A 26,267-nucleotide genomic window follows, 5' to 3' on the forward strand; every position below is an offset into this window, starting at 1 on the left:
AATATGTCACTAAAAAAATTGCGCTTTAAATCTCAGTGGAGACCATATCAAGCAAAAGTTTTACAGAATTTTGATAAACATATTGCTGATAATCATTTTCATATTGTGGCTCCACCTGGATCTGGCAAAACTATTTTAGGTATAGAAGTTATTCGAAGAATTGGTAAGAAAACTCTAGTTTTAACTCCAACATTGACTATTAGAAATCAATGGAATGATAGATTACAAAGCTTTTTCACTGAAAATAAAGACTTTGAAGATATTTCATTTGATATTAAAAATCCGTCTACTTTAACTTTCTCTACTTACCAAGCTTTACATAGTTTTTTTAAAACTTTTGAAACTAATGAAGCCTACTTTGATTTCTTTAAAAAAGAAAACATAGAAGTTTTACTATTAGATGAAGCACATCATTTAAAAAATGCTTGGTGGAAATGTTTATATGATTTAAAAGAAGAACACTTACAAACTGTTGTAGCACTAACTGCAACTCCTCCTTATGACAGTGAAAATTCTGAAATACAAAAATATTTTAAGCTCTGTAATGAAATTGATGATGAAATTGTAGTTCCGGATTTAGTTAAAGAAAAAAACCTAGCTCCTCATCAAGATTTAGTGTATTTATCTAAACCAGAAGATGAAGAAGTGAAGTTTATCACGCAATTTAAAGAGAAAGTTGATCATTTTAGAAACTCTTTAACTTCAGATTCAACATTTATAAACTTTATTAAAAAACATCGTTTTTATGAAAGAACAGAGAGTCAACTTGAAGAAATTTATAAGAATTCGAATTTCTTTTCTTCAATTTTAATTTTTTTAAATGCTTGTAAAGAAGAAATTCCAATAGAAAAATTAGAAATTTTAGGCTTTAATAAAGAAGAAAACATAGAATTTCCTGAGTTATCAAATTATTGGATTGAAATCTTACTTCAATTTTTATTAGTCACAGATAGAGAAACTCTAATAAAACATGAAACATATTTAAATAAGCTTGAAAAACAGCTTCGTTTACTTTCTATCTTTAGTAAAAATAGAGTCAATTTTACAGGAGATGATTTTGTATATAAATCATTAAGTAATAGTCCTAGTAAATTAAAGAGTATCGTTGAAATTGTTCGACAAGAGCAAAAGAATTTAAAAGATGATTTACGTTGTGTAATTCTTACCGATTATATTAGAAAAGAATATTTAAACTTACCTAATAATGAATATGAAAATATTCAAAAGATGGGAGTTATTCCTATTTTTCAACGTATAAAAAATGTCATATTTTACACAAAATCTCTAGCAGTTTTATCAGGTTCTGTAGTTATTATTCACCAAGAAATTATTCATGAAATAGAACAAATTGACACTCTTGAAAATTACACAATTACTTATCTCGAATCTGATGAAAATTTTGTTTTAATTTCCTCTAAAAGCTCTTCTCAAAAAAATATTGTTGAAGTTATAACTCAACTTTTTGAAAACGGTCATATAAAAGTACTTATTGGTACAAAATCTCTTTTAGGTGAAGGTTGGGATGCTCCAAGCATTAATAGTTTAATCTTAGCTTCTGTTATTGGGTCTTTTGTTTCTTCAAATCAAATGCGAGGAAGAGCAATTCGAGTTGATAGTTCAAACCCGAATAAAGTAGGTTTAATATGGCATTTAGCTTGTTTAGATCCTACCAATGAAAAAGGAGGTAAAGATTTTACTGTTTTAGAAAGAAGATTCAATTCTTTTTTAGGTATTAGTAATGAGGAAAATGATATTATAACAACGGGATTAACAAGATTAAATCTTCCTCATAAAATTTTCACTAATGATGTTGAAGGTTTAAATAAAATCACCTTAGAATTATCGGAAAATAGACAGGAAATATCTCAAAAATGGGAAAAATCGATTTTTAAAGGTAAAAAAGTAAACAAACAACTAACTTTTTTAAATCCTAGAAAAAAGACTAAACCTAAAGAAGAAGATTATTTAAATGCTATTTTTTATAGCTTAAAAGAAACATGGTTAATTGTATTTTTAATTGTCATATTTATCCCTGTTTTATTTATTATTGATGATTCTAGAGTTCTTAAAGTTATAAGTATCTTATTAGTAAGTCTTATGATTTGGTTATTTTTTACTTCAACTAAAATCATAAAATCTTTCTTGAAATTCGGAGTTGCAGATAAGAAAATTCACAAAATAGGTTTAGTTATATTGAAAACTCTTTATGAATTAAAAATGATGAGCAGTCCTAAAAATGTTGTGAAATTAAAAACAAAAATGCAACAAAATGGTCAAGTTGTTTGTACAATTCATGGAGCAAACCGATTAGAAAGTAAATTATTTATAGATGCTTTAAATGAAGTTTTATCTCCTGTAAACAATCCTAAATATTTAATATGTCGTTCTACATGGGTTTCAAAACGATTTAAGAAAGAACATTTTTTTACAGTCCCTGAAATATTTGGAACGAATAAGGAAAATGCTTTAGAGTTTCAAAAGCAATGGAATTCTTATATTAATAAAGTTGAACTTTTATATACTAGAAATGTAAAAGGAAGAAAATCTTTATTAAAAGCAAAACTTCAAGCAGCAAAGAGAACACATAAAAAACTGACTAGAAAAAATATCATCTGGGGATAAAAAAAAGGATTACTTTACTAGTAATCCTTTTACTGTTTCTTATTTTAAATACACTATGGAATTAAAACTAATTTAAATCTTCCATTTGTTATTACAACTTTATCATTCGGGTCATTTTCATTATATAATGTTACAGAAAAAACACCTTCAACATTCTGTCTAACAACAGCAAATGAACCTGCCGACTGATTAATTCCTTCGCTTTTTGTAATTTCAAAGTAATTGTTACTTAAATCACTATTGTAGGTAGTATAAACAGCTGCATCTGAATTTGCGCTAGGTAGATAATAAACACCTACTTTTCCTCCATTTTTATCCTCATCTCTATTATCTTCAGCAAAATCGTATTCTTTCTTTGGAAAAAGAGAATTAAATATTTCGTTTTGAGAATTTGTATTTCTACAAATGTGCATTCTATTAAATTCAAAACCAACTGTTGGTAAAGATTCATTATGAAATGGATATAAAGAGAAATCATAAGAAAACCCATTATCTTCTGAATAAGCACACGTAGATGAAGATGTATTCGTTCTTACAATATCGTAAGTTTGAGTAGTATTGCTTAACTCTTGTCCATAAACAAAAGGCTCTCCATTTATTTCTCCTGAAATAAACCATAAATAACTATCACTATTTACACCATCATTTTCTTCTTCACTAGAACAACTTAATAAGGTAATACATAGCAATAAACTCAAAAAATGAGTTAAGTTCTTTTTCAAAGTTTCTATTTTCATAATTAATAATTTAAAATTCGGGCAAAAGTATTAATTAAAAACTCAGAATAAAAAATGTACTCAATTAATATTTAAAAAGTTAAACCCAATTTACAGGTTTTGCCAAAACTTTTAATAAATCTGCTTCTTTTGTGCCTTCTTCTGGAACATGGTTATATTTCCATTGAACTTTAGGTGGTAAACTCATTAAAATACTTTCTATTCTTCCATTAGTTTTTAACCCAAATAATGTACCTCGATCGTGAACTAAATTAAACTCAACATAACGTCCTCTTCGTACTTCTTGCCAATCTTTGTGTTCTTGAGTATACTCAGTATCTTTTCTATTTTCAACTATTGGAACATAACTATTTAAGAAACTATTACCAATTTCAGTAACAAAATCATAACGATTTTGCATAGAAAACTCTTCTGTTTCTTTCAAATAATCAAAGAACAATCCACCTACTCCTCTAGCTTCATTTCTATGAGCATTCCAAAAGTAATTATCGCAAGTTTCTTTAAATTTAGGATAAAAATCTATGTGATGTTTATCACAAGCTTCTTTACAAACTTTATGAAAATGTTTTGCATCTACTTCGAAAAGGTAGTATGGAGTTAAATCTTGCCCACCACCAAACCATTGTGTAACTATTTCTCCTTTCTCATTGTACATTTCAAAGTAACGCCAATTTGCATGAACTGTAGGTACAAAAGGATTTATAGGATGTAAAACTAAACTTAAACCACAAGCAAAAAAATTACCTGTTTCAACTTTAAATTGTTTTCTTAATACTTCTGGTAACTCTCCATGTACAGCAGATATATTTACGCCTCCTTTTTCAAATACATTTCCATTTTCAATCACACGAGTTCTTCCTCCTCCTCCTTCTGTTCTCTTCCATAAATCTTCTTGAAACTTAGCTTTACCATCTATAGTTTCTAATTTTAAAGTAATGGTATCTTGTAATTCTTGAATGTATGCGTAAAATTGATCTTTCATTATTCTGTTAAATATTGAAAGACAAAAATACTGATAATAGTATATTAATTACTGTATTTTTTTCATGGTTTCTGTAGTTGCAGCTGTTACTGAAAAAGGTAATACTAATACAACTCCAATAATTGGAATTAAAAGAAATAAAATAAAGATTATTCCATTTCCAATAGCTGTACCTTTATTCTTTTTTACAAATTTTATACTATCTCTGTATTTATAATGACGTTCTAATGTGTAATCCATATTTCCAAAGCCAGCATAATAAGCTTGGACTAAAAACAATGCTATAGAAGAAAAAATACCGATTAAAGGAATAAATCCTAAAATGATAATTAGTAGTGTTAATAATAACTCTCTTCCTAAATTTCTTAAACTAACTCGAATACCTCTAGCTAATGATTCTGAGAATGTGCTTTTTGTATGTTGATGTTTCTTTCCATAAAAATGTTCTTCAATTTTGAGAGAAACTGGACTCATAAATGGAGAAGATAACGCTAAAACAATGTGCTTATATAAAATTAAACCAATCGCAACTATAGCAATTCCGCTTAAAAAATTCCCTATGGTTGTAAAAGTTTCTTTTCCAAATTCCCAAGGCCACAACTTAGCAATATAATATCCTAAATTATCAGAAAAGAAATAAGAAAAAGATCCTATTATTAATGCTGTGATAACACTAATTACTACTGGAATTAGAAAATATTTCCACAAATTCAATTTTTTGATGATGGCAAGAGCATCGAAATATGCTTTAATAGCGTTTATAGTTGATTGTATCATAGCTAAAAAATTAAAAAACCTCTTTCAAAATTAAGAAAGAGGTTTTAAATATTGTGAGTATTTAACTACTAATTTAGTACTTGACTAATAAAAGCTTCTAATTCAGAAACATTTGTTGCTGTTGCTTCATCTTTACTTACAGTTTTAGTAGGAATTGCGGCTCCTCTTTTAACATCAATAAATTTTTTAGTCTTGTCAATTAAATAAGCTGTTGGATAATCTAATTTATGTATAAAACCACTAATATCTAAATTACCTTTTTCAACTTTATCAGCATCTCCAGCAGGAACTAAAACAATTCTTTTGTCTAATTTTTCTTGTATTCTTCCTAATTTATCTTTCTTGTCCCAAAAAATCATTAGAAATTCAACTTTATCATTATATTTTTCTACCATTTGATTTAAAGCTGGAATCTGTCCAAAACAAGGAGCAGACCATGTCGCTGCAGCAATAAGTACTATAGGTTTTTTAATTTCTTTTGTACTTATCACTTTATCTTCGTTAGTAGTAAAGTCGTAGTTTAACAAATAACTATCTTTTATACATTTATTGATTAGTTCGTCTGAAGATTTATCTGCACAACTATTTACCGCTTGATTGTAGTATTTTTTTTGTGCAAAAACACTAGACGTAATTATAATCAATACTAAAGTTACTAATCTTTTCATGGGAATCTCGATTAATTTTAATTTTATTATGGTTTGTATTCTTTCACTGCATCAACAAATGCTTTTGCGTTTTCTAGAGGAATATTAGGTAAAATCCCGTGCCCTAAGTTAACAATATATTTATCCTTTCCAAAATTGTTGATCATTTCTGTTACCATTTTTTTTATTTCATTTGGTGGAGAAAGTAATCTAGAAGGGTCAAAATTACCTTGTAAAGTAATATTTCCCCCTGTTAAATATCTTGCATTTCTTGCGGAACAAGTCCAATCTATCCCTAATGCAGAAGCTCCTGATTTTGACATTTCGTTAAGTGCAAACCAACATCCTTTACCAAATGCAATTACTGGAACCTCATCTTTTAACGCTTCAATTATGTCATTAATGTATTGCCATGAAAATTCTTGATAATCTACAGGAGATAACATTCCTCCCCAAGAATCAAAAACTTGTACAGCATTTACACCTGCCTTTACCTTTGCTTTTAAATATGCAATTGTGGTCTCTGTTATCTTCCTAAGCAATTCGTGTGCCAAAACTGGTTGAGTGAAACAAAATTCCTTAGCTTTATCAAAATTTTTAGACCCTTGTCCTTGTACCATATAACATAAAATTGTCCAAGGAGAGCCGGCAAAACCTATTAATGGAATTTCATTATTTAACTTTTCTTTAGTTGCTTTAATTGCATCCATGACATAACCTAGTTCCTCATTTACATCAGGAATAATTACCTGATCTAAACTTTTTTTATCACGAATTGGGTTTGGTAAATATGGGCCAAAATTAGGTTTCATTTCAACTTCAACATTCATTGCTTGAGGTACTACAAGAATATCTGAAAACAAAATTGCAGCATCCATACCATACCTACGAATTGGCTGTACAGTTATTTCTGAAGCTAATTCAGGAGTTCTACAACGTGTAAAGAAATCGTATTTTTCACGAATTTCCATAAACTCTGGTAAATATCTACCTGCTTGTCTCATCATCCAAACTGGTGGTCTATCTACTGTTTCTCCTTTTAAAGCTCTTAAAAATAAATCGTTTTTTATCATATTATTTCTCGACAAAAATTATATTCTTGTCTGTTTTATTAATTGTAACTATATGTATTGGTTGTGTAATTGCCATACCTACCATATCTGTTGGTTTAGGTCCATTACTACTAATTACAATTTCTAAAGTTTTATTTTTCTCTAAAACTTCATTGATTTTAATCGTAAAACCTGTAGTATTCCTTACATTATCTATGGCAACAATTACATTTTTTCTAGAAAAATCTATATTTGTTTCAAATCCTTCTGAAATATTATTTGCTGAGTTTAACTTTAACAAAAAAGATTCCCAATCTTTAATTGACTGAATAACAATGTTTTCTTTTTTAAATCCTTCACTCCCTGCTCCAGTTAAAGTTCCCTCATACAGGTTTGTCATAACTTGTTGTTTTTCTATATTATTATTCACTTTTGTAGAACAAGATAAGTATATAAAGAAAGATAATATTAAACTCAATAATTTCATGATTCGTTTTTTTACATTTCTGAAACTGCTTTTAATGCGTTGTCTAACGCTTTCTTAGTTTTACTAATATTCTTTTCAGTTAAAGCACTAGATAAGAACCAAGCTTCGAACTGAGATGGAGGTAAAAATATTCCGTTTTTTATCATCTCCCAGAAAAATACAGCAAACTTTTTAGTATCAGAAGTTTGTGCTTCTTCAAAATTAGTAACTTTTTTATTAGTAAAAAAAGGATTCATCATAGAACCAAATCTATTCACCGTAACATCTACTCCATATTTTTGAGCTGATGATAAAATCGTTTCTTCTATTTCTGCTCCGACTGCATCAAATTGCTTGTACGGATTTTGCTTTTTTAATGTTGATAAAGTAGCAATACCTCCAACCATAGCAATTGGATTACCACTTAATGTTCCTGCTTGATACATTCCTCCTAATGGAGCTACATTTTCCATAATCTCGTTTCTAGCTCCGTAAGCTCCAACTGGAAAACCTCCACCGATAACTTTACCTAAACACGTAATATCTGCTTCTACTCCTAAAACTTCTTGAGCTCCACCAAATGTAGAACGGAAACCTGTCATTACCTCATCAGCAATAAGTAAAGCTCCGTTTTTATTAGCTAATTCTTTTAAATCTTTTAAGAAGTTATTTTGAGGAATTACAACTCCCATATTTCCTCCTACAGGTTCAATAATTACTCCAGCTATATCATCATGCTTTTCGAAATGTGCTTTAACACTTTCTAAATCATTATAATTTGCGATTAAAGTATTTTTTACTGCTCCTTCTGGAACACCTTTACTACCTGGTAAACTTAAAGTTGCTAAACCAGAACCTGCTGCAACTAATAACGAATCTTGGTGACCATGGTAACAACCAGAAAACTTAATAATCTTATCTTTTCCTGTATAAGCTCTAGCTAAACGAATTCCACTTAAAACAGCTTCTGTACCGGAGTTTACAAAACGAACCTTATCCATTCCTGGAAAAGCATCACAAACTATTTTAGCTAGTTTAATTTCATTTTCTGTTGAAGCTCCAAAAGAATATCCGTTTTTTAAAGCCTTAGTTACAGCTTTTTGTACTTTCTTATGACGATGACCTAAAATCATTGGTCCGTAAGACAACACATAATCGATGTAAGAGTTTCCATCTACATCGATAATTTTACTTCCTTTAGCTTTATCTATAAAAAGTGGATTTCCACCAACAGAAGCGAATGCTCTAACTGGTGAATTTACTGCTCCAACTAAATTAACTAAACCTTTATTATATAGTTTTTGTGATTTTTTGAATTTCATTAAACTTTGAGTTTTTTTATAAAATATCTGTAAGAAATAACATTAAGAATGATCAACAATAAAATTCCTATTACTGAAACTTTTAACCATAACAGGATATCATGTACACCTGGAAATAAGAATTTTACAATACTTTCACTAAAAAGGATGTAAATTATTGATAACAATATAAATGTTAAAAAATGATATGTTATTAATTTAATCTTCAATTTTATTTTCTTTCTAAAAGAATTTTAGCAACTTCTTTAGCAAAATAGGTTAAGATAATATCTGCTCCTGCTCTTTTAATACTTAATAAGCTTTCTAACATTACTTTCTCACCATCTAACCAACCTTTTTCTGCTGCTGCTTTAAGCATTGCATACTCTCCACTTACATTGTAAGCTGTGATTGGCACATCGTAGTTATCTTTTAGTAACTTGATAATATCTAAATATGCTAAAGCTGGTTTTACCATAATCATATCTGCTCCTTCTTGAATATCTAAATCTGCTTCTATTAAAGCTTCACTAGTATTAGCAGGATTCATTTGATATGTTTTTTTGTCTCCGAACTTTGGAGCCGAATCTAATGCATCTCTAAACGGACCGTAGAAAGCACTTGCATATTTTGCTGTGTACGACATTATAGAAACTTGTGTATATCCAGCTTCATCTAAAACATTTCTAATATATCCTATACGACCATCCATCATATCAGATGGACCTAAAATATCTGCACCAGCTTTTGCTTGTGCAAGAGCCATTTTTCCTAAAATCTCTAAAGTTTCATCGTTAAGAATTTCTCCGTCCTCAACAATTCCATCGTGACCATCACTTGAATATGGATCCATAGCAATGTCCGTCATTAAAGCAATTTCAGGAAACTTAGATTTGATTTCTTTTAATGCCGTATTATATAAACTCTCAGGGTTATATCCTTCAGTTGCATATTTATCTTTTTTGTCATCTCCTAATGAAGGAAATACACAGAATCCTTTAATTCCTAAATCTACACACTCTTGAATTTCTCCTAAAAGTAAATCCAACGAATAGCGATAAATACCAGGCATAGAAACAATTTCTTCTTTCTTTCCTGAACCTTCAATAAGAAATACAGGATAAATAAAGTCGTTTACAGATAAGATAGTTTCTTCTACCATAGCTCTTATTGCTGCAGACTTACGATTTCTTCTTGGTCTTCTTGTATTTAACATATACTAACTCTTTACGAAGTGTAAATTCACTAATTCTAAAATACTTTCTACTGTTGGAACTTTGGCAACTTGTACCTCTTCAAAGTATTTAGATGCTTCTTTTGCTGTAGTTTCTCCAATACAAAAAGCGATTTTATCTCCTTTATTCTCTTGCATGTAGCTTTCTACAGTAGAAGGACTGTAAAATAACACTCCGTTTACTGTTTCATCTACTTTAGCTGGACTATACATTGTTTTGTACGCCTCTATTTCATTAACAGTAATATTATTTTCTGATAAAACTGTTGGTAAAGTATCTAAACGTAAATCGCTACAGAAATAAGTTACGGTTTGTCCAGATAATTCTTCAGATAAATAAGCTGCTAATTTTTTAGCATTTCTTTCTGAATTTTTAACCTTACCTATTTTCTGCTCTATTAATTTCTTTGTTCTTCTACCTACACAGTAGATATTTTTAAACTGTAATTCTTCTCTTGTAAAATTATGAAGTAACGCTTCTACTCCATTTTTACTTGTAATAATTACATGTTCTAATTCTTGTTTAACTAATTTAGGAGCAATTCTATTAAATCTAATTTTGATAAAGTCGCTATCCTCAACTTTTATAGATTCTGCAAGAAGATCTTTTTGTGCTTCAGAAAGTGCCTTTGTAGAATAAATTGAAAAATCTTTATTTACAACAACATCTTCACTCATTAAATCTTTCCCGCCTCTATCTAAAATATAGTTTGCACAATCTTTGGCTAAATATTTTCTTTTGATTAAAGGAACAGTTCTTTGGACTTCTATTTTTTTCTTTCCGTCTCTACTTAATAAGATTCCTTTGAATTCTATTTCTTTATTTACCTCATCAATTCTTGCAAAACCTCCGATTGGTGCAGTACAACCTCCTTCTAATCTATTTAAGAATTCACGCTCAATAGCTGTACAGATCTCAGTATCCTTATGATTTAAATAAGAACATGCTTCTCTGATATCTTCGTTTTCTTCTAAAGCAGTAATCATTATTGCTCCTTGAGCTGGAGCAGGGATCATCCAAGATAAATTAACAGCACCTTTTGGTCTTTTTCCAATACGTTCTAATCCTGCTGCTGCAAAGATAGCTCCGTTCCAATCGTTATCTTTAACCTTTTGTAAACGTGTATTTACATTACCTCTTAAATCTTCTACGCTATGCGTTGGATAACGATCTAACCATTGAGCTTTTCTTCTTAAGCTACTAGTAGCAATAACTCCTTTCGGTTGTGCTAAAAACTCTTCATTGTCTTTTAGTACTAAGATATCGTTATGATTTGCTCTTTTTAAAACCGCAGCTTGTACAATTCCTTCTGGTAAAACTGTAGGAACATCTTTCATAGAGTGAACAGCAATATCAATTTCATAATTCAACATTGCGATATCTAAATTCTTAGTAAAGATTCCTGTAATTCCTAATTCGTATAACGGTTTATCTAAAATAATGTCCCCTGTAGATTTAATAGGAACTATTTCTGACTGATAACCTTCTTGGTGAAGTAATTTTTGAACTTTTTTAGCTTGCCATAGTGCTAATTCACTATCTCGAGTACCAATTCTAATTATTTTTTGCATCTATTGTTTCTAAATTTGTGCCAAACACTTTTGCCATAACTTGAATACTTTGATTAACAGATGTATTCTCTTCTTTTAAGTGTTTTACAAATTGTGTAGTAATTTTCTGTATAAATCTTGATGTGATCGCTTCTGCTTGATCAATATCAAAGTTAGATATTTTCTTTTTATGAAAGTTTATCTCGTCTTGCTGAATTGCTTCTAGAGATTGTTTTAAAGCATTAATTGCTGGTGTAAAACGACGGTGATTTAACCACTCGTTAAACTCTTGTTTGTGCTCACTTATAATTGCTTCTGCAACTGGCACTTCTTGTTTTCTTACAGTTAAAGTTTCATCTGTAACTTTAGATAATTCATCGACATTAATTAATGTTACATTATCTAATTGCTTTACTTCTTCACTAACATTTGCCGGTACAGATAAATCTAAAACTAATAAATTTTTACCAGAAGTAATATTTTCTTTAGTGATTGTAGCTATTGACGCTCCTGTAGAAACAATTAAAATATCTGTATTTTCTATTTCAGATGTTAAATTATCTAATTTAGCTTTTTTAATAAAGTCGTAATCTTTAATAAACTCATCAACTTTCTCCTCTGTTCTATTAACTAAAGTTACTTGTTTGTTTTGAGTATACTGCGCTAAATTTTTACACGTATGTTTTCCCATTTTTCCTAAACCATAAACCAAAATGTTTTTTGAATTATAATCTGGAAGATTTTTGATTAAATATTGAACTGCTGCATACGATACCGATGTTGTACCTGAACTTAACTTTGTTTCGTTTTTAACTCGTTTACTCGATTGTAATACTAAATTAATTAAACGTTCTATGTAAGCATTAATAGTTCCAACTTCTTTGGCTTGCTTAACTGCCATTTTTAACTGACCAACTATTTCGTAATCACCTAAAATCTGACTTTCTAAACCAGTCCCCATTCTGAATAAATGGTTCACTGCTTCTTGATTTTGTTGAATTGTAGAAATACTTCTAAACTCTTCTACAGTACCTTGAGAATATTTACATAACAACTCTATAAGTAAACAAGGCCTCGGTGCAAATCCAGAAATTTCTGTTCTATTACAAGTAGATAACACAAAAATTCCATCGAACCCCATTGATTTTGCCTCTTCTAATAACGAAATTTGATCTTCTTTTGATAAAGAAAATTTTCCTCTCGTTTTTGCATCTGCTTTAACATAGCTTACACCAATATTGTAAAAATTTTTGTGCTTTGTATTCGTCAACATTCAATAAATATCTAAAATCCCGACAAAAATAGAAACTTACTTTAGATAAAAGTATCGCCAAAAGAACTTAAAATGTCGATTTTTGTCTTTATCGTTATTTTTTTCGTAAAACACCTGATTTTCTTTATTTTTGCAGTAAAATCAATGTTTACAAGTTTTTTTATATAGAATCATTCTAAATAAAAATGTTTTATTCTTAAACTTAATATCGTTTGAAAAATATCGCTGAAAGTACTTTTAATGAAACCAATCTTGAAAACGGTTTTCTACTCTTAGAATTCATAAATGATTCTATGGAAACACAACGTTTTGAGAGAGATATAGATAATTCTTTTATCCAATTACACTTTTCAATTCATGGGAATTCTAAGTTTCACTTTAATGGAGGCACTTATACTTTAGATGTTTTAGAAGAACATTCTATTCTATTGTATAACCCGCAACAACGATTACCGCTTAATCTTGAAATTAAACCTAAAAGTGCTTTAGTATCTTTATTAGTATCAATTGAAAAGTTTCATTCTTTATTTTCTACAGAAGCAGGTTATATTCCTTTTTTAAGTGAAGAAAATAAGAATAGGAAATATTATGATGATTCAATTATTAAACCCACAGTACTTATAGTTTTAAAGCAATTGATTAATGCTAATGTGAATAGTTCTATTCGAAACTTATATATAAAGGGAAAGATTTATGAACTTTTAAGTTTACACTTTCAAAAAGACGAATCTATCGAAGGAGAATATTGTCCGTTTTTAGTAGATGAAAGAGACGTTTCTAAAATTAGAAAAGCAAAAGATATTATTATCTCTCGTATGGCTGAACCGCCAACTTTACAAGAACTTTCTAATGAAATAGGTTTAAATCTTAAAAAATTGAAAGAAGGTTTTAAACAAGTTTATGGAGATACTGTTTATAGTTTTTTATTCGATTATAAAATGGAACATGCAAGAAAACTATTAGAAAGTAATCGCTATAATGTAAACGAAGTGGGGTTACAAGTTGGTTATAGCACCGCAAGTCATTTTATTGCTGCTTTTAAGAAGAAATTCGGTACCACTCCGAAGCAATATGTGTTATCTCTCAATTCTTAATTATGGAAGTTTTTGAAATAACAACTCCGCTTGGTCACGCTATAAGTCTTACTGAATTCTCTAGCAAATCGAATAAAAACAAAGTTGTTTTGATATGTTCTGCAACTGGAGTTTTACAAGGATACTATCAGAAATTTGCCTCATTTTTAAGCTCTAAAGGAATTACTGCATATACATTCGATTATGCTGGAATTGGAGCTTCTAAAAAAGACAACTTAAAAGCTTTTGATATTTCTCTTACCAATTGGGCGATTAACGACATTAATAGTGTCTTACATTATATCAAAGAAAAACATCCAGAAGCTAAGATAGATTGTGTTTGCCATAGTATAGGCGGACAAATCTTAGGATTAACTCCGGCTAACAAATACATTAATAATGTAGTTTTAGTAGCTAGTCAATCTGGTTATTTTAAACATTGGAAAGGTTTTGGTAGGCTTCAAATGTATTTTAACTGGCATGTTATTTTTCCAGTTTTTACGACTGTATTTGGATATTTACCAAGCAAAAAAATAACAGGAATGGAAAATCTTCCGAAGTCAATGGCACAAGAATTTGCAAGCTGGGGACGCAAGAAAGATTATTTATTTCATTACAAGAAAAAAGAAGAATTATATCATCATCAAATAAAAGGTAAAGTCACATCTTACAGTACAGACAATGATACTTTTGCTCCTAAAAAAGCAATTGATTGGATGACTAAAAAATACTTTAATGCAGAAATTATCCGTAAACATTTAACTCCAAAAAACTATAACGTTGATAACATTGGACACTTTGGATTCTTTAAATCGAAATTTAAAGATAATTTATGGAATGAGTTCTTATTAGATTTAGAAATTTAAATGAAACAACTGACACATTACGAAATAGAAAATAAAACAAAAGAGTTTCCTATAACGATAGTTTGCGATGCCATTAGAACACCAGAAAATATAGGAATGTGTTTTAGAATCGCAGAAAGTTTTGGTGTACAACAAATTTATTTGCACGAAAGTTCACCAGCTTTAAACAATAGAATTGTAAAAAAAACAGCACGAAATACAATTCAACAGATTCATAATGAAACCTATTCAGATTTTTCTGAGTTAATCGCACAATTAAAAAAAGAAGGAAATACAATTGTTGGTATCGAAATAACTGATAAAAGCATAAATATTCAAGATTTTGATTTTAAAAATCATGAAAAATTGGTTTTACTTTTGGGTAGCGAACGAAATGGTATAGAACATATTGATTTGGTAGATGCAACTATCTCTATCCCAATGTTTGGAAGAAATTCTAGCATGAATGTTATTCATAGTTTAGCTATTACTTTATATGAAGTTACTAATCAATTGAATGAATGAGAGAAGTTTTCAAAAGTAGATTAACTAAAATGATAAAAAGAGTTTTTTACATTTTGATTTTAGTATTTATTCCTTTAAAAATACAATCACAAGATTTAATTAAAGGGCAATTATTTATTTCTGAAAGTTTCAAAAATCGTTTTCCAAAAGTACATGTGTCAATAGAAGGTTTTACACAACGAAAATTAGTAGATCAAAATGGTTTTTTTGGACTCAAAACAGAAAAGGAACAAGATGAATATCTTATGAATTTTGAGATTAATGAAACTGTCTTTAAAACCTATATTTATAAAGATATTTGGAGGAAGAGAAAAAGACCTAAACGCATTTCTTTATCTAAAAAATGTATTATAGGTAGACAAAAAGCTTTACAAGATCAAAAGAAAAACGACCAAAAATTATATGTATTTCAAACAGAGAAATTATCTCCAGAAGATTTAGATGTTCAATTAGAATACAATTTTACTTATGTTATAGTAAACATGGACGAGATACATAATTTTTATTGTTATAAAAAGTATAATGATAGAATATTTAAATGTCTTGTGTTAAGCAAAGATGTTTCAAAATATATAATAAATAAAAATACAATTGGATTAGATGAGGCCAAAATAAGCGGACCTTGTCTCAGATAAATTATAAAGAATGAAAGGAGTATTATTAGTAAACTTAGGATCTCCAGATAGTACAGATCCAAAAGATGTAAAACGATATTTAGGAGAGTTTTTAATGGATGAACGTGTGATTGATTTTCCGTATTGGTTTCGTTCGTTCTTAGTTAAAGGAATCATTTTAAATACGCGTCCGAAAAAATCTGCTGCTGCATATAAAAAGATTTGGTGGGAAGAAGGTTCGCCTTTAATTGTACTTTCTGAACGTTTACAAGAAAAAGTACAAGCTAAAACAGATCTTCCTATAGCTTTAGCAATGCGTTATGGAAACCCTTCAATCAAGCAAGGATTACAAAAATTACATGATAAAGGAGTTACAGATGTACTTTTAGTTCCTCTGTATCCACAATTTGCTATGGCAACTACTGAAACCATTTTGGTATTAGCTGAAGAATTAAGAAAAGAACATTTTCCTAATATGACATTGACCAACCTTCCTTCTTTTTACAATAAAAAAGAGTACATCAGTGCATTATCAAATAGTATAAAAGATTATTTATCTGATAAAGATTACGATCATATTTTGTTCTCTTATCATGGAGTTCCAGAAAGACATATTCGTAAATCAGACATTACTAAATCACATTGTAAAATTGATGGAAGTTGTTGTAATACACAATCTGCTGCGCATAACTATTGTTACCGTCATCAATGTTTTCAAACCACCAAAAATGTTATTACTGAATTAGGTTTAGATGAAAACAATGTTACAACTACTTTCCAATCTCGATTAGGAGTTGATCCGTGGTTACAACCTTATACTGATAGAACAATTATTAAAAAAGCCGAAAAAGACGGTATTAAAAAATTAGCAATTGTAACTCCTGCTTTTGTTTCAGACTGTTTAGAAACTTTGGAAGAAATCGCCATGGAAGGTAAAGAAGAATTTGAAGAAGCTGGCGGTGAAGAATTCTACACTGTTCCTTGTTTAAATGATAATGAAGAATGGGTAGATGCGTTAGCAAAATGGATTCATGAATTTGAAAAAAAATAAATTATGAGCTTTGAATATTTAAAATCTCTTCACATAATTTTTGTAGTCACATGGTTTGCAGGACTATTCTATATAGTTCGTCTTTTTATATATCATTCAGAAGCTGAAAAAAAAGACGAACCTGCAAAAAAAATACTGCAAGATCAATATAAATTAATGGAGAAAAGACTTTGGTATATTATCACCTGGCCTTCAGCTATTTTAGCTAGTGTTTTTGCTTTTTGGATGCTAATAGAAAATCCTGGCTTTTTATACGCTTCGTGGATGCATGTTAAATTATCATTTGTTTTAGCTCTTTATTTTTATCATGCTGCTTGTCATGTAATTTTTAAACAACTTCAAAAAGATATTATAAAATATAATTCATTCAAATTAAGAATTTGGAATGAAGTTGCTACAATAATTCTTTTTGCTGTAGTATTTTTAGTAGTATTAAAAAACGCAATTAATTGGATTTGGGGTGTTATAGGAATTGTATTAGTTTCAATACTTTTAATGCTAAGTGTAAAATTATACAAAAGAATCAGGAATAAAAAAAGTTGGGATAAATACGAAAAAGAGCTTATTGAAAACAATAAAAAAACAGAAGATACAGTTTAAAAATAAATACCTATATTTCGTGAAAATTTTAAAAAATCCCCTTATTATGAAAAAAATTATTATTCTTTCATTAACTTTTTTATGTCTAATTTCTTGTTCTTCTAATGATTCTGAAATGGTAGATCCTGATAACGGAAATGGAGTTATAACAGACAATAATGGAGGTGATAATGAAACAAAAGATCCTATAATTGGTACTTGGTCTTTATTTTTAAGTACAGATGGTGTAGAAGTAGATAATTGTTTAAAAAAGACGACATTTATTTTTAATGAAGATAATTCGTATAATCAAATAGAATTCAACACTGTAAACAATAATTGCGATGAAATCTTAAACGTTACAGGTGAATGGACAAGTAAAAACAACAATGTTTATGAATTAAGAAGAGATGGTTATACTTCTGGTCCTGATGTTAGCTTCGAATTTTCAGATGACGGTAAAACTATGATTGTAGTTCGTCAAACTTATAAGAGACAATAAAATATTAAAAAAATGAATAAATTTATTTGCGCTTTATTTTTTTTAGCCCTTTTTAGTTCGTGCTCAGGTGATTCTAATGAAGAAAATATTAATGACCTAATTATTGGAACATGGAATTTATTCTCAGTAGATGGCACAGAAGTTACAGATTGTGAAAAGCAATCAACTATTACTTTTAACTCAAATAAAACCACATCTTCTGAAACTTTTCAAGATTTGAACGGAACATGTATTTCAATTAGAGGTGAAAACACATGGGAAAATAAAGGTGATGATTTATACAATTTTAACAATATAGAATCAAAAATTGAGTTTTCTGACGAGAATAAAACTTTTAGAATTGTCAGTGGAAATACAGTTTACAAAAAACAATAAATAAAAAAAGAGAGTGTTAAATCACTCTCTTTTTTTATAAAATTATAATATTTTACGCATAGTAGTCGCTGGTAGTAATTAAAAACAAACGATGTATCAATCATTAAAGAACACATTTGAGGAAATCTTAAAGATATCTAACGAAGATTGGGAAATATTTAAATTGATACTTGAAACAAAAAAATTAAAGAAAAAGGAATATTTATTAAAGCAAGGTCAAATCTGTCAGGGTATTTTCTTTTTATCCAAAGGTTTAATCCGAACTTTTCACATAAATAATGACGGAAAAGAGATTAATACTTCGTTTTATTTACAAAATGACTTTCTCCGAGAAATTGAAAGTATGACTAATAATATTCCTTCTGTAAAAAATATTCAGGCAATAGAAGACAGTACAGTTTTTTACATCGATAAAGACAAACTGACAAAACTTTATGAAAAGTCAGTCTTTTACCAAAAAATGGGAAGAATGATATTGGAAAAACTAATTATTAGCGAACAAAAATACTCATCGCTTCAAATTAGCCATTCACCGAAAGAAAGGTATTTATATATTCTTGAAAACAATCCAGAATTAGTTAAGCGTATTCCACTTCAATATTTAGCATCATACTTGGGAATAAGTAGAGAATCTTTAAGTAGAATTCGGAAAAGAATTTCATAAATTATTTTGTGACTAACGTCAAAAGAAATGAAAATTATTCATCGTTTCTTTGTCGAGGACATAAAAACTAATATTATGAAACACTACTTATTATTTGCTTTAATAAACACAATTTGTTTTTCAAATTGCAAGGCACAAAACCAAAACGAAACTATGGAAAAAGAAATTAAAAATATCGTACTTAATTTAGAAAATGCAACATCAGAAAGGAATATTTCAAAAATAAAAGAATATTTGCATAAAGATTATCGAGTAGTTGCTAATAGGTTTAAAGGTTCAAAAACTACAACAATCATCACAAAGAAAATGTATCTTGAAATGATGAAAGGAAACAAAATTGGCGGAACTTCTTATCAAACAGAATTTAAAAAAATAAGTATTACAGAACATACCGCAATTGTAGATGTTCTTTTCAAGTCCGATAAGTCATCCAATATGCATAAATACTTGATTTTAATACAAGATGAAAATAATAATTGGAAAGTAGTAAGCGATATTCCAATTGTGATAGAGTAAAATTGAAGCGGTAAATAACTACTACCAACAACGTGTATAAAACATAGCAATTATATACCAAATTTTTTATTTAGTTATATTTGTTAAAATAAATTAAACGTAAAATAAGAAATTCGGCTCGTGCTAAACACTAAAAGTTAGCGTTTATTTATATACTACGTTTCATAGACAAAACGTTGTCTTTTTTGGTAAAATTTAATTAGATTTGCCCCTCCTAAATAAATTATTAAATACATTATGAAAAAACTATTATCAATCGCAGCAGCTCTTTTATTAGCTGTTTCTTGTTCAGATGATGACAACACGGTAACTGATCCTATCATTGGAACTTGGAAATTAGAAAAACAAGTTACACAAGACAACGGTCAAACTATTGATGAAACTAATGAGTGTACTAAAAAATCTACCTTAGTTTTTAATAGTGACGGTACAACTACTAGTGAATTTTATGGAGGTACTGACGCTACAAATTGTAATTCTGATGGAGTAGATAAAGGTACTTGGAAAAGTAATGGAAGTGGTGTTTATGAGTTTTTAGAAGATGGAGGAACTACTCCAGATGTAATAACTATTAATTTTACTGATAACAATACTAAATTTACTTTTGGTTCTGTTACTTGGAAAAAACAATAACAATACAATAACTCCCAATAAAAAACGCCTAAAATTAGGCGTTTTTTTATTGTTTTAAACTATTTTCAAATGGTATTCGATTAATAATACTTCGTCCAAGAGTAACTTCATCTGCATACTCTAACTCATCTCCTACTGAAATTCCTCTAGCTATTGTTGATGTAGTAATAGCAAAATCTTCTATTTGCTTATAAATATAAAAATTTGTTGTGTCTCCTTCCATTGTAGAACTTAAAGCAAAAATCAATTCTTTCACTTCTCCTCTTTTCACTTTTTCAACTAAAGGCTCTATATTTAAATTTTGTGGTCCAATACCTTCTATTGGTGAAATTTTTCCTCCTAAGACATGATACAAACCTCTAAATTGTCCAGTATTTTCAATTGCCATAACATCTCTTATATCTTCTACAACACAAACAATTTCTTCTTTCCTGTTAGAATTACTACAAATATCACATAACTCTGTATCGGAAATGTTATAACACTTTTTACATTCCTTAACTTCTGTTCTAAACTGTGTTAGTGCAGTTGTTAAATACTTTGTATTATCCGAAGGCTGTTTTAATAAATGTAAAACTAAACGTAAAGCCGTACGCTTTCCGATACCAGGTAATCTGCTAACTTCATTAACAGCATTTTCAAGAAGTTTAGATGAAAAATCCATATTGCGAAATTACAATAATCTAAGAGAAAGACACAACATAAAAACAAATCATCTAAACCTTAGAATAACTTCTTTAAAAACACCAAAAAACGTACCTTTGATTCATCAAACAAAACTAAAAAGAATGAGTTCAGAAATAAGAAATATTGAACCTAAAGTAGTATGGAATCACTTTGCTGATTTAAATGCAGTTCCTCGTCCTTCAAAAAAAGAAGAGCGAGTAATTCAATTTATGGTTGATTTTGGTAAAAAATTAAATCTAGAGACTTTTGTTGATAAGGTTGGAAATGTAATTATTCGTAAGCCTGCAACTTTAGGAATGGAAGATAGGAAAACAGTTGTAATGCAAAGCCATTTAGATATGGTACATCAAAAAAATGCAGATACAAGTTTTGATTTTGACACAGAAGGAATTAAAATGTTTATTGATGGAGATTGGGTAAAAGCAGAAGGTACGACTTTAGGAGCTGATAACGGATTAGGAGTTGCTTCTATTATGGCTGTGTTATCTTCGAATGATATTACTCATCCTGCAATCGAAGCTTTATTTACTATTGATGAAGAAACTGGCATGACTGGTGCAATGGGACTTGAAGGCGGAATTTTAACTGGTGATATTCTTTTAAACTTAGATACTGAAGAAGATGATGAAATTGGAATTGGTTGTGCTGGTGGTGTAGATATTACTGCAACAAGAACATACGAATCAGAAAATACCCCAGAAAACACAACTGCTTTTGAACTTTCTGTAACAGGGTTAAATGGGGGTCATTCAGGAATGGATATTCATAAAGGTTTAGGAAACGCCAATAAAATAATGAATCGTTTATTATTTGACGGGTTTACAAATTATGGTTTACGAATTTCCGAAATTAATGGAGGTAGTTTACGTAATGCTATTCCAAGAGAAAGTTTTTCTACTATAGTTATAGACACAGTTTCTAAAGACCCCTTCTTATTTGAATTAAATGAATTAATAAATGAAATAAAAGGTGAGTTTGCTTCTTTAGAAGAAAACTTAACTATTGAACTTAAAGAAGTAGAAACTCCAGAAACTGTAATGGACTTAGGTGTTCAAATCGGTTTAATAAAATCTATTTATGGGGCCTTAAACGGAGTTTACCGTATGAGTCCAGATATTAAAGATTTAGTAGAAACATCTAATAATGTAGCTCGTGTAATAGTTAAAGATGGAGCTATTAAAATTGGATGTTTAACACGTTCTTCTTCTGAAACAAACAAGTGGGATTTAGCAAATTCATTACGTTCTGTTTTCGAATTAGCTGGATTTGATGTTGAATTCTCAGGCTCTTATCCTGGTTGGTTACCAAATACAAATTCAGATATTTTAAAAATACTAAAGTATTTATATATAGAAATGAATAATGCTGAACCACATGTAGCTGCATGTCATGCTGGTTTAGAGTGTGGAATTTTAGGTCAAAATTATCCTGAAATGGATATGATTTCTTTCGGGCCAAATATCAGAGGAGCACATTCTCCAGATGAAAGAGCTCAGATTTCATCAATGCAAAAATTTTGGAAGTATTTATTAGAAATTCTAAAAAACATACCTAAAAAGGATTAATGTTAAAAAACCACAAACAAATTTTGTTTGTGGTTTTTTCTTTACATTTAGCCTATGAATTTTTTGGCTCATCTCTATTTATCTCCCCCAAACAATACTGAAATTATGATAGGTAATTTTATTGCCGATCATGTTAAAGGGAATAAATTCAAGCATTTTCCAGAAGACATTCAGCGAGGCATTTATCTTCATAGAGCTATTGATACATTTACAGATTCAAACGAAATTGTCCGTATAAGTAAACGTCGATTACATGAACGTTATGGACATTATGACGGGATAATAATAGATATTTTTTACGATCATTTTTTAGCTAAAAATTGGAGTGATTACTCACAAATTCCTTTAGATGTTTATACCAATAGTATTTATCAATTATTTTTAAATAACGAAAAAATACTTCCTGAAAAAACACAAGAACTACTTCCATATATGATTCAGTATAACTGGTTATATAATTATCAATTCATACAAGGAATTCAAGATGTTTTAAATGGAATGAACAGACGCACTAAAGGAAAATCTCAAATGAATTTAGCTATTGAAGATCTTCAATTATATTATACAGATCTTGAAAATGATTTTCAAGCCTTCATGTTTGAATTAATCAATTTTGTAACCAATGAAATCGACAAAATATAATTTTTTATATAATCAAAAAACCTTCAATCAAATGAAACAAAGTTTTGCTTTTCTCTTATGTATAACATTATTCTTAAACTGTAAAAAGCAACCAGAAATTGGCTTAATCACAGAAAAAGCTATGGTTGTTTCTGCTAGAGAAGAAGCTTCTAAAATAGGAGCTAATATTCTTAAAAAAGGTGGTAATGCCTTTGATGCTATGGTAGCTACTGAACTAGCCTTAGCAGTTTCTTTTCCTTATGCAGGAAATATCGGTGGCGGTGGTTTTATGGTTTATAGAAAAAATAATGGTGAAATTGGTGCTTTGGATTATCGAGAAAAAGCTCCTTTAGTTTCAACAAAAGATATGTACTTAGATTCTCTAGGAAATGTTATTAAAGGAAAAAGTACAATTGGAGCAACAGCAGTTGGTATACCTGGAACTGTTGCTGGAGTTTTTGCTGCACATAAAAAGTTTGGTTCGCTTCCTATAGAAGAAATTATACAACCGGTTATCAATTTGGCCAAAAAAGGTGTTGTTGTAACTCAAAAGCAAGAAAATCGTTTAAAAAAGCATACACCAGATTTCAGAAAAGCAAATGCTGAAACTATTTTATTAGATAATAATTGGAAAAAAGGCGATACTATAAAATATGTTTCTCTAGCAGAAACATTAACTCGAATCCAAAAAAATGGTCGAGATGAATTTTACAAAGGGGAAACAGCAAAAATATTAGCTAAATTCATGCAAGAAAACGGAGGGTATATTACTGAAGAAGACTTAGCCAAATATGAAGCTAAATGGAGAACTCCGATTGTATTCAATTACGATGATTTAAAAATTATTTCTATGGCTCCGCCTTCTAGTGGAGGAATTTGTTTAGCACAAATTATGAATGCTATTGAACCTTATGATTTAGATAAATATGGACATAATTCTGCTAAATCTATTCAAGTAATTACTGAAGCTGAGCGAAGAGCTTATGCTGACAGAAGTTTTTTCTTAGGTGATCCTGATTTTGTAAAAATTCCAAAAGAAACTTTAATCAGTAAAACTTATAGTACTTCTAGAATGGAAAACTTTTCTTTTGATAAAGCTACTTCTTCTAGTGATGTTTCTCATGGTAATATCACATTTTCTGAAAGTAATGAAACTACCCACTACTCTATTATAGATCAATTCGGAAATGCAGTTTCTGTAACTACAACTATTAATGCTGCTTTTGGTTCAAAATTATATTGTAGCGAACTAGGTTTCTTTTTAAATAATGAAATGGATGATTTTAGTAGCAAACCTGGGATACCAAACATGTTCGGTTTAGTTGGCGCAGAAGCTAATAAAATTGAACCTGAAAAAAGAATGCTAAGTTCTATGACACCTACTATTGTTGAGAAAAATGGAAAATTATTTATGGTAGTTGGAACTCCTGGTGGTTCTACAATTATCACTTCTGTTTTACAAACAATTTTAAATGTTCATGAATATAAAATGGGAATGCAAGAAGCCGTAAACCAACCTCGTTTTCATCATCAATGGTTACCAGATGTTATTAAAATGGAGCCCAACGGCTTTTCCGAAGAAATTAAAAACAAATTAAAATCTTTAGACTATAAACTAGATGAAACTAACTCACCTGTAATTGGTAAAGTCGATGCTATTTTAGTACTTCCTGATGGCAAATTAGAAGGTGGTGCAGATCATAGAGGTGATGATAAAGCTGTTGGTTTTTAAATATTCGAATGTAACAACACATTCTTTTCTACTACTAATATCAAAATATTAATTATGATTTTAACAACAACTAACTCAATTGAAGGGCACAAAATAACTGAATATAAAGGAATTGTAACCGGTATTTCTTACAATTCATCTTACAATTACAACGGAACTAAAATGTCTTTTAAAGATATGTTTAGTATGAAAAAGTATTATGAAGCTTATGAATTAGGTTTAGAAGGCATTAAAGAAGAAGCTTTTCAAAAACTAAAAAACAATGCTGAAAAGCTAAATGCTAATGCTGTTGTGGGAATTAAAATAGATATTGAAACTGTATCTAGTTCTAATGTTTTAGTTGTTTCTATTACAGGAACAGCTGTACGAATTTCTCCTAAATAAAATATAAATGTCAACCAGATACGAACGCAAAAGAAGAAAAGCTAATAAATTAATTATTGGCTTTTTTATTCTTTATAATATATTGTTAATCTTAATCAATCTCAATCTATTACCTCTGTTTGATATTTATTTGTTCTTTCTATTTTTTATATACTCGCCTTTAGGACTGATTTTAATCGTTATACTTTTTTTGTTTTTAGTAATTACAAATGGAATAAAAAGTAAAATCGTTTTATATGGTTTTTATTTAGTACTACTTTCTATTTTATTGGTATTCTTTACCCCTAAATTATTATTTAACTGATAACTAAGTCATTTTACACTTTTTAACTACAATTTCTTTATTTTTAAAACAGAAGTAACATTTCTTTTAAATGGTCGTCTTATCAAGTAAATTCTAGAAATAGAATAATAATTGCACTATTAACCTTTTTTGAAGAAAACTATGTTAAAGACAGGAAAAAAAATCTTTTATATACTATGGGGAGTATTACTTATTTACCTTTTATATCGCTATGTAAAAAATCCAGAAATATTCTCTGTAGATTACATCAAAGACTTCATTAGTTCTTATAAGGGACAAATAATGACTGTATATATTCTACTATCACTTATACGAGGATTTTTCTTAATTCCGAGTACACCTTTTGTAATTACTGGAGTTTTATTATTTCCAGATCAACTACTCTTGGTATTAATTATATCTATGGTCGGAATTATGTTATCTGCCACATCTTTATATTATTTTGCAGATCTCTTAGGTTTTAGTGAATATTTAGAAAAAAAATATCCTAAGAAAGTTAAAAAATGGGAAAGCAAACTTCAAAGTTCAAAAGCTACATATTTAGTGTTTGGCTGGTCATTTTTTCCTTTAGTTCCAACTGACATTATTTGTTATGTTGCCGGAATTATTAAAATGCCTTTTAAATATATGTTTACAGGTGTATTCTTAGGGGAATTAATACTAGTCACCTTTTATGTGTATTCGGGTAATATGCTCAAACTATAATATACTTTTCTCTCTATATACTCTTAAATCAGTTTTTATAAGTATCGGAACTTCTCGATACCTTACTACAACTTGTAGCTAGTTTTTGAGTACTTATGAAATACTTAGCCTATCAAAATTTAAATAATCAGCTAAATACTTTAGAGGAATTGTATAAAAATCTTTAACTAGTAAATTAACTACTGAACTAGAACAATTAGATAAACTTAGAGAAAGTATACTTATAGCTATAAGGTTTACTACTTGAACT

28 protein-coding genes are annotated in these 26,267 nt (G+C 29.2%); 17 read left to right on the forward strand and 11 right to left on the reverse strand.

Going from position 1 to position 26,267, the window contains the following annotated elements:
* The first annotated feature begins 3 nt into the window (after window positions 1-3).
* Window positions 4-2,622 carry a DEAD/DEAH box helicase family protein gene (locus AC2TEO_RS03540; protein WP_442266785.1) on the forward strand — a complete coding sequence of 873 codons (2,619 nt, stop codon included), beginning with the start codon at window positions 4-6 and terminating at the stop codon, window positions 2,620-2,622.
* A gap of 53 nt (window positions 2,623-2,675) precedes the next feature.
* On the opposite strand, the gene AC2TEO_RS03545 is transcribed toward AC2TEO_RS03540, so the two are convergent.
* From AC2TEO_RS03545 to hemA, 10 genes are all read right to left on the reverse strand, one after another.
* The gene (locus AC2TEO_RS03545; RefSeq protein ID WP_442266786.1) at window positions 2,676-3,359 is read right to left on the reverse strand and encodes a hypothetical protein; all 684 of its coding nucleotides are present in this window, start codon (window positions 3,357-3,359) and stop codon (window positions 2,676-2,678) included.
* Window positions 3,360-3,438: 79 nt separating this feature from the next.
* A complete protein-coding gene (gene hemF / locus AC2TEO_RS03550) occupies window positions 3,439-4,341 on the reverse strand; it encodes an oxygen-dependent coproporphyrinogen oxidase (RefSeq protein WP_442266787.1) in 903 nt (300 codons plus the stop codon).
* A gap of 48 nt (window positions 4,342-4,389) precedes the next feature.
* Window positions 4,390-5,118 (reverse strand): EI24 domain-containing protein, encoded by a 729-nt coding sequence (locus tag AC2TEO_RS03555; RefSeq protein ID WP_442266788.1) that lies wholly within the window; start codon window positions 5,116-5,118, stop codon window positions 4,390-4,392.
* A gap of 68 nt (window positions 5,119-5,186) precedes the next feature.
* Window positions 5,187-5,786 carry a TlpA family protein disulfide reductase gene (locus tag AC2TEO_RS03560; RefSeq protein ID WP_442266789.1) on the reverse strand — a complete coding sequence of 200 codons (600 nt, stop codon included), beginning with the start codon at window positions 5,784-5,786 and terminating at the stop codon, window positions 5,187-5,189.
* A gap of 26 nt (window positions 5,787-5,812) precedes the next feature.
* Window positions 5,813-6,838: a uroporphyrinogen decarboxylase gene (gene hemE / locus AC2TEO_RS03565; protein ID WP_442266790.1), complete on the reverse strand. Its 1,026-nt coding sequence runs from the start codon at window positions 6,836-6,838 to the stop codon at window positions 5,813-5,815.
* Between the two features lies 1 nt (window position 6,839).
* A complete protein-coding gene (locus AC2TEO_RS03570) occupies window positions 6,840-7,304 on the reverse strand; it encodes a protease complex subunit PrcB family protein (protein WP_442266791.1) in 465 nt (154 codons plus the stop codon).
* A gap of 11 nt (window positions 7,305-7,315) precedes the next feature.
* Entirely contained in the window at window positions 7,316-8,605 is a 1,290-nt protein-coding gene (gene hemL / locus AC2TEO_RS03575) for a glutamate-1-semialdehyde 2,1-aminomutase (RefSeq protein WP_442266792.1), read from the reverse strand.
* A gap of 211 nt (window positions 8,606-8,816) precedes the next feature.
* Entirely contained in the window at window positions 8,817-9,800 is a 984-nt protein-coding gene (gene hemB / locus AC2TEO_RS03580) for a porphobilinogen synthase (RefSeq protein WP_442266793.1), read from the reverse strand.
* 3 nt (window positions 9,801-9,803) lie between these two features.
* A complete protein-coding gene (gene hemC, locus AC2TEO_RS03585; RefSeq protein WP_442266794.1) occupies window positions 9,804-11,390 on the reverse strand; it encodes a hydroxymethylbilane synthase in 1,587 nt (528 codons plus the stop codon).
* Window positions 11,374-12,642, reverse strand: coding sequence for a glutamyl-tRNA reductase (hemA, locus tag AC2TEO_RS03590; RefSeq protein ID WP_442266795.1), 1,269 nt, complete (start codon window positions 12,640-12,642; stop codon window positions 11,374-11,376). Before hemA ends, hemC begins: the two co-directional genes overlap by 17 nt.
* A gap of 212 nt (window positions 12,643-12,854) precedes the next feature.
* On the opposite strand from hemA, the gene AC2TEO_RS03595 reads away from it, so the two are divergent.
* The 11 genes from AC2TEO_RS03595 to AC2TEO_RS03645 all read left to right on the forward strand — a co-directional run bounded on the left by AC2TEO_RS03595 (window position 12,855) and on the right by AC2TEO_RS03645 (window position 20,019).
* Window positions 12,855-13,736, forward strand: coding sequence for a helix-turn-helix transcriptional regulator (locus AC2TEO_RS03595; RefSeq protein ID WP_299627932.1), 882 nt, complete (start codon window positions 12,855-12,857; stop codon window positions 13,734-13,736).
* Window positions 13,737-13,738: 2 nt separating this feature from the next.
* Window positions 13,739-14,581, forward strand: a complete 843-nt coding sequence (locus AC2TEO_RS03600) for an alpha/beta hydrolase family protein (RefSeq protein WP_442266796.1) — start codon at window positions 13,739-13,741, stop codon at window positions 14,579-14,581.
* Window positions 14,582-15,085, forward strand: coding sequence for a TrmH family RNA methyltransferase (locus tag AC2TEO_RS03605; protein ID WP_442266797.1), 504 nt, complete (start codon window positions 14,582-14,584; stop codon window positions 15,083-15,085).
* Entirely contained in the window at window positions 15,082-15,720 is a 639-nt protein-coding gene (locus tag AC2TEO_RS03610) for a hypothetical protein (RefSeq protein ID WP_442266798.1), read from the forward strand. The genes AC2TEO_RS03605 and AC2TEO_RS03610 overlap by 4 nt, the downstream gene beginning before the upstream one ends.
* Window positions 15,721-15,730: 10 nt before the next feature.
* The gene (gene hemH / locus AC2TEO_RS03615; RefSeq protein ID WP_442266799.1) at window positions 15,731-16,750 is read left to right on the forward strand and encodes a ferrochelatase; all 1,020 of its coding nucleotides are present in this window, start codon (window positions 15,731-15,733) and stop codon (window positions 16,748-16,750) included.
* A 3-nt stretch (window positions 16,751-16,753) separates the two neighbouring features.
* Complete coding sequence (locus AC2TEO_RS03620; RefSeq protein ID WP_442266800.1) at window positions 16,754-17,350, forward strand: CopD family protein; 597 nt, start codon at window positions 16,754-16,756, stop codon at window positions 17,348-17,350.
* Between the two features lie 46 nt (window positions 17,351-17,396).
* On the forward strand, window positions 17,397-17,831 hold the full coding sequence (locus AC2TEO_RS03625) for a lipocalin family protein (RefSeq protein ID WP_442266801.1): 435 nt from the start codon (window positions 17,397-17,399) through the stop codon (window positions 17,829-17,831).
* Between the two features lie 12 nt (window positions 17,832-17,843).
* On the forward strand, window positions 17,844-18,206 hold the full coding sequence (locus AC2TEO_RS03630; protein WP_442266802.1) for a lipocalin family protein: 363 nt from the start codon (window positions 17,844-17,846) through the stop codon (window positions 18,204-18,206).
* A 91-nt stretch (window positions 18,207-18,297) separates the two neighbouring features.
* A complete protein-coding gene (locus AC2TEO_RS03635; protein ID WP_442266803.1) occupies window positions 18,298-18,870 on the forward strand; it encodes a Crp/Fnr family transcriptional regulator in 573 nt (190 codons plus the stop codon).
* Window positions 18,871-18,945: 75 nt separating this feature from the next.
* Entirely contained in the window at window positions 18,946-19,386 is a 441-nt protein-coding gene (locus AC2TEO_RS03640; RefSeq protein ID WP_484730876.1) for a DUF4440 domain-containing protein, read from the forward strand.
* Window positions 19,387-19,623: 237 nt separating this feature from the next.
* Entirely contained in the window at window positions 19,624-20,019 is a 396-nt protein-coding gene (locus AC2TEO_RS03645; protein WP_442266805.1) for a lipocalin-like domain-containing protein, read from the forward strand.
* Window positions 20,020-20,065: 46 nt separating this feature from the next.
* Here AC2TEO_RS03645 and recR read toward each other — a convergent pair whose 3' ends face one another.
* Window positions 20,066-20,683: a recombination mediator RecR gene (gene recR, locus AC2TEO_RS03650; RefSeq protein WP_442266806.1), complete on the reverse strand. Its 618-nt coding sequence runs from the start codon at window positions 20,681-20,683 to the stop codon at window positions 20,066-20,068.
* 124 nt (window positions 20,684-20,807) lie between these two features.
* Here recR and AC2TEO_RS03655 point away from each other — a divergent pair, with 124 nt between their 5' ends.
* The 5 genes from AC2TEO_RS03655 (at window position 20,808) to AC2TEO_RS03675 (ending at window position 26,017) form a co-directional block, all read left to right on the forward strand.
* Window positions 20,808-22,271, forward strand: coding sequence for an aminoacyl-histidine dipeptidase (locus AC2TEO_RS03655; RefSeq protein ID WP_442266807.1), 1,464 nt, complete (start codon window positions 20,808-20,810; stop codon window positions 22,269-22,271).
* Window positions 22,272-22,325: 54 nt separating this feature from the next.
* Window positions 22,326-22,913, forward strand: coding sequence for an acyl carrier protein phosphodiesterase (locus AC2TEO_RS03660; RefSeq protein ID WP_442266808.1), 588 nt, complete (start codon window positions 22,326-22,328; stop codon window positions 22,911-22,913).
* 31 nt (window positions 22,914-22,944) lie between these two features.
* Window positions 22,945-24,624 carry a gamma-glutamyltransferase gene (ggt, locus tag AC2TEO_RS03665; RefSeq protein WP_442266809.1) on the forward strand — a complete coding sequence of 560 codons (1,680 nt, stop codon included), beginning with the start codon at window positions 22,945-22,947 and terminating at the stop codon, window positions 24,622-24,624.
* Between the two features lie 54 nt (window positions 24,625-24,678).
* Window positions 24,679-25,008: a YbjQ family protein gene (locus AC2TEO_RS03670; RefSeq protein WP_442266810.1), complete on the forward strand. Its 330-nt coding sequence runs from the start codon at window positions 24,679-24,681 to the stop codon at window positions 25,006-25,008.
* A gap of 445 nt (window positions 25,009-25,453) precedes the next feature.
* Window positions 25,454-26,017, forward strand: a complete 564-nt coding sequence (locus AC2TEO_RS03675; RefSeq protein WP_442266811.1) for a TVP38/TMEM64 family protein — start codon at window positions 25,454-25,456, stop codon at window positions 26,015-26,017.
* The last annotated feature ends 250 nt before the right edge of the window (window positions 26,018-26,267 follow it).

The organism is Tenacibaculum aquaeponti (genome assembly GCF_057221555.1).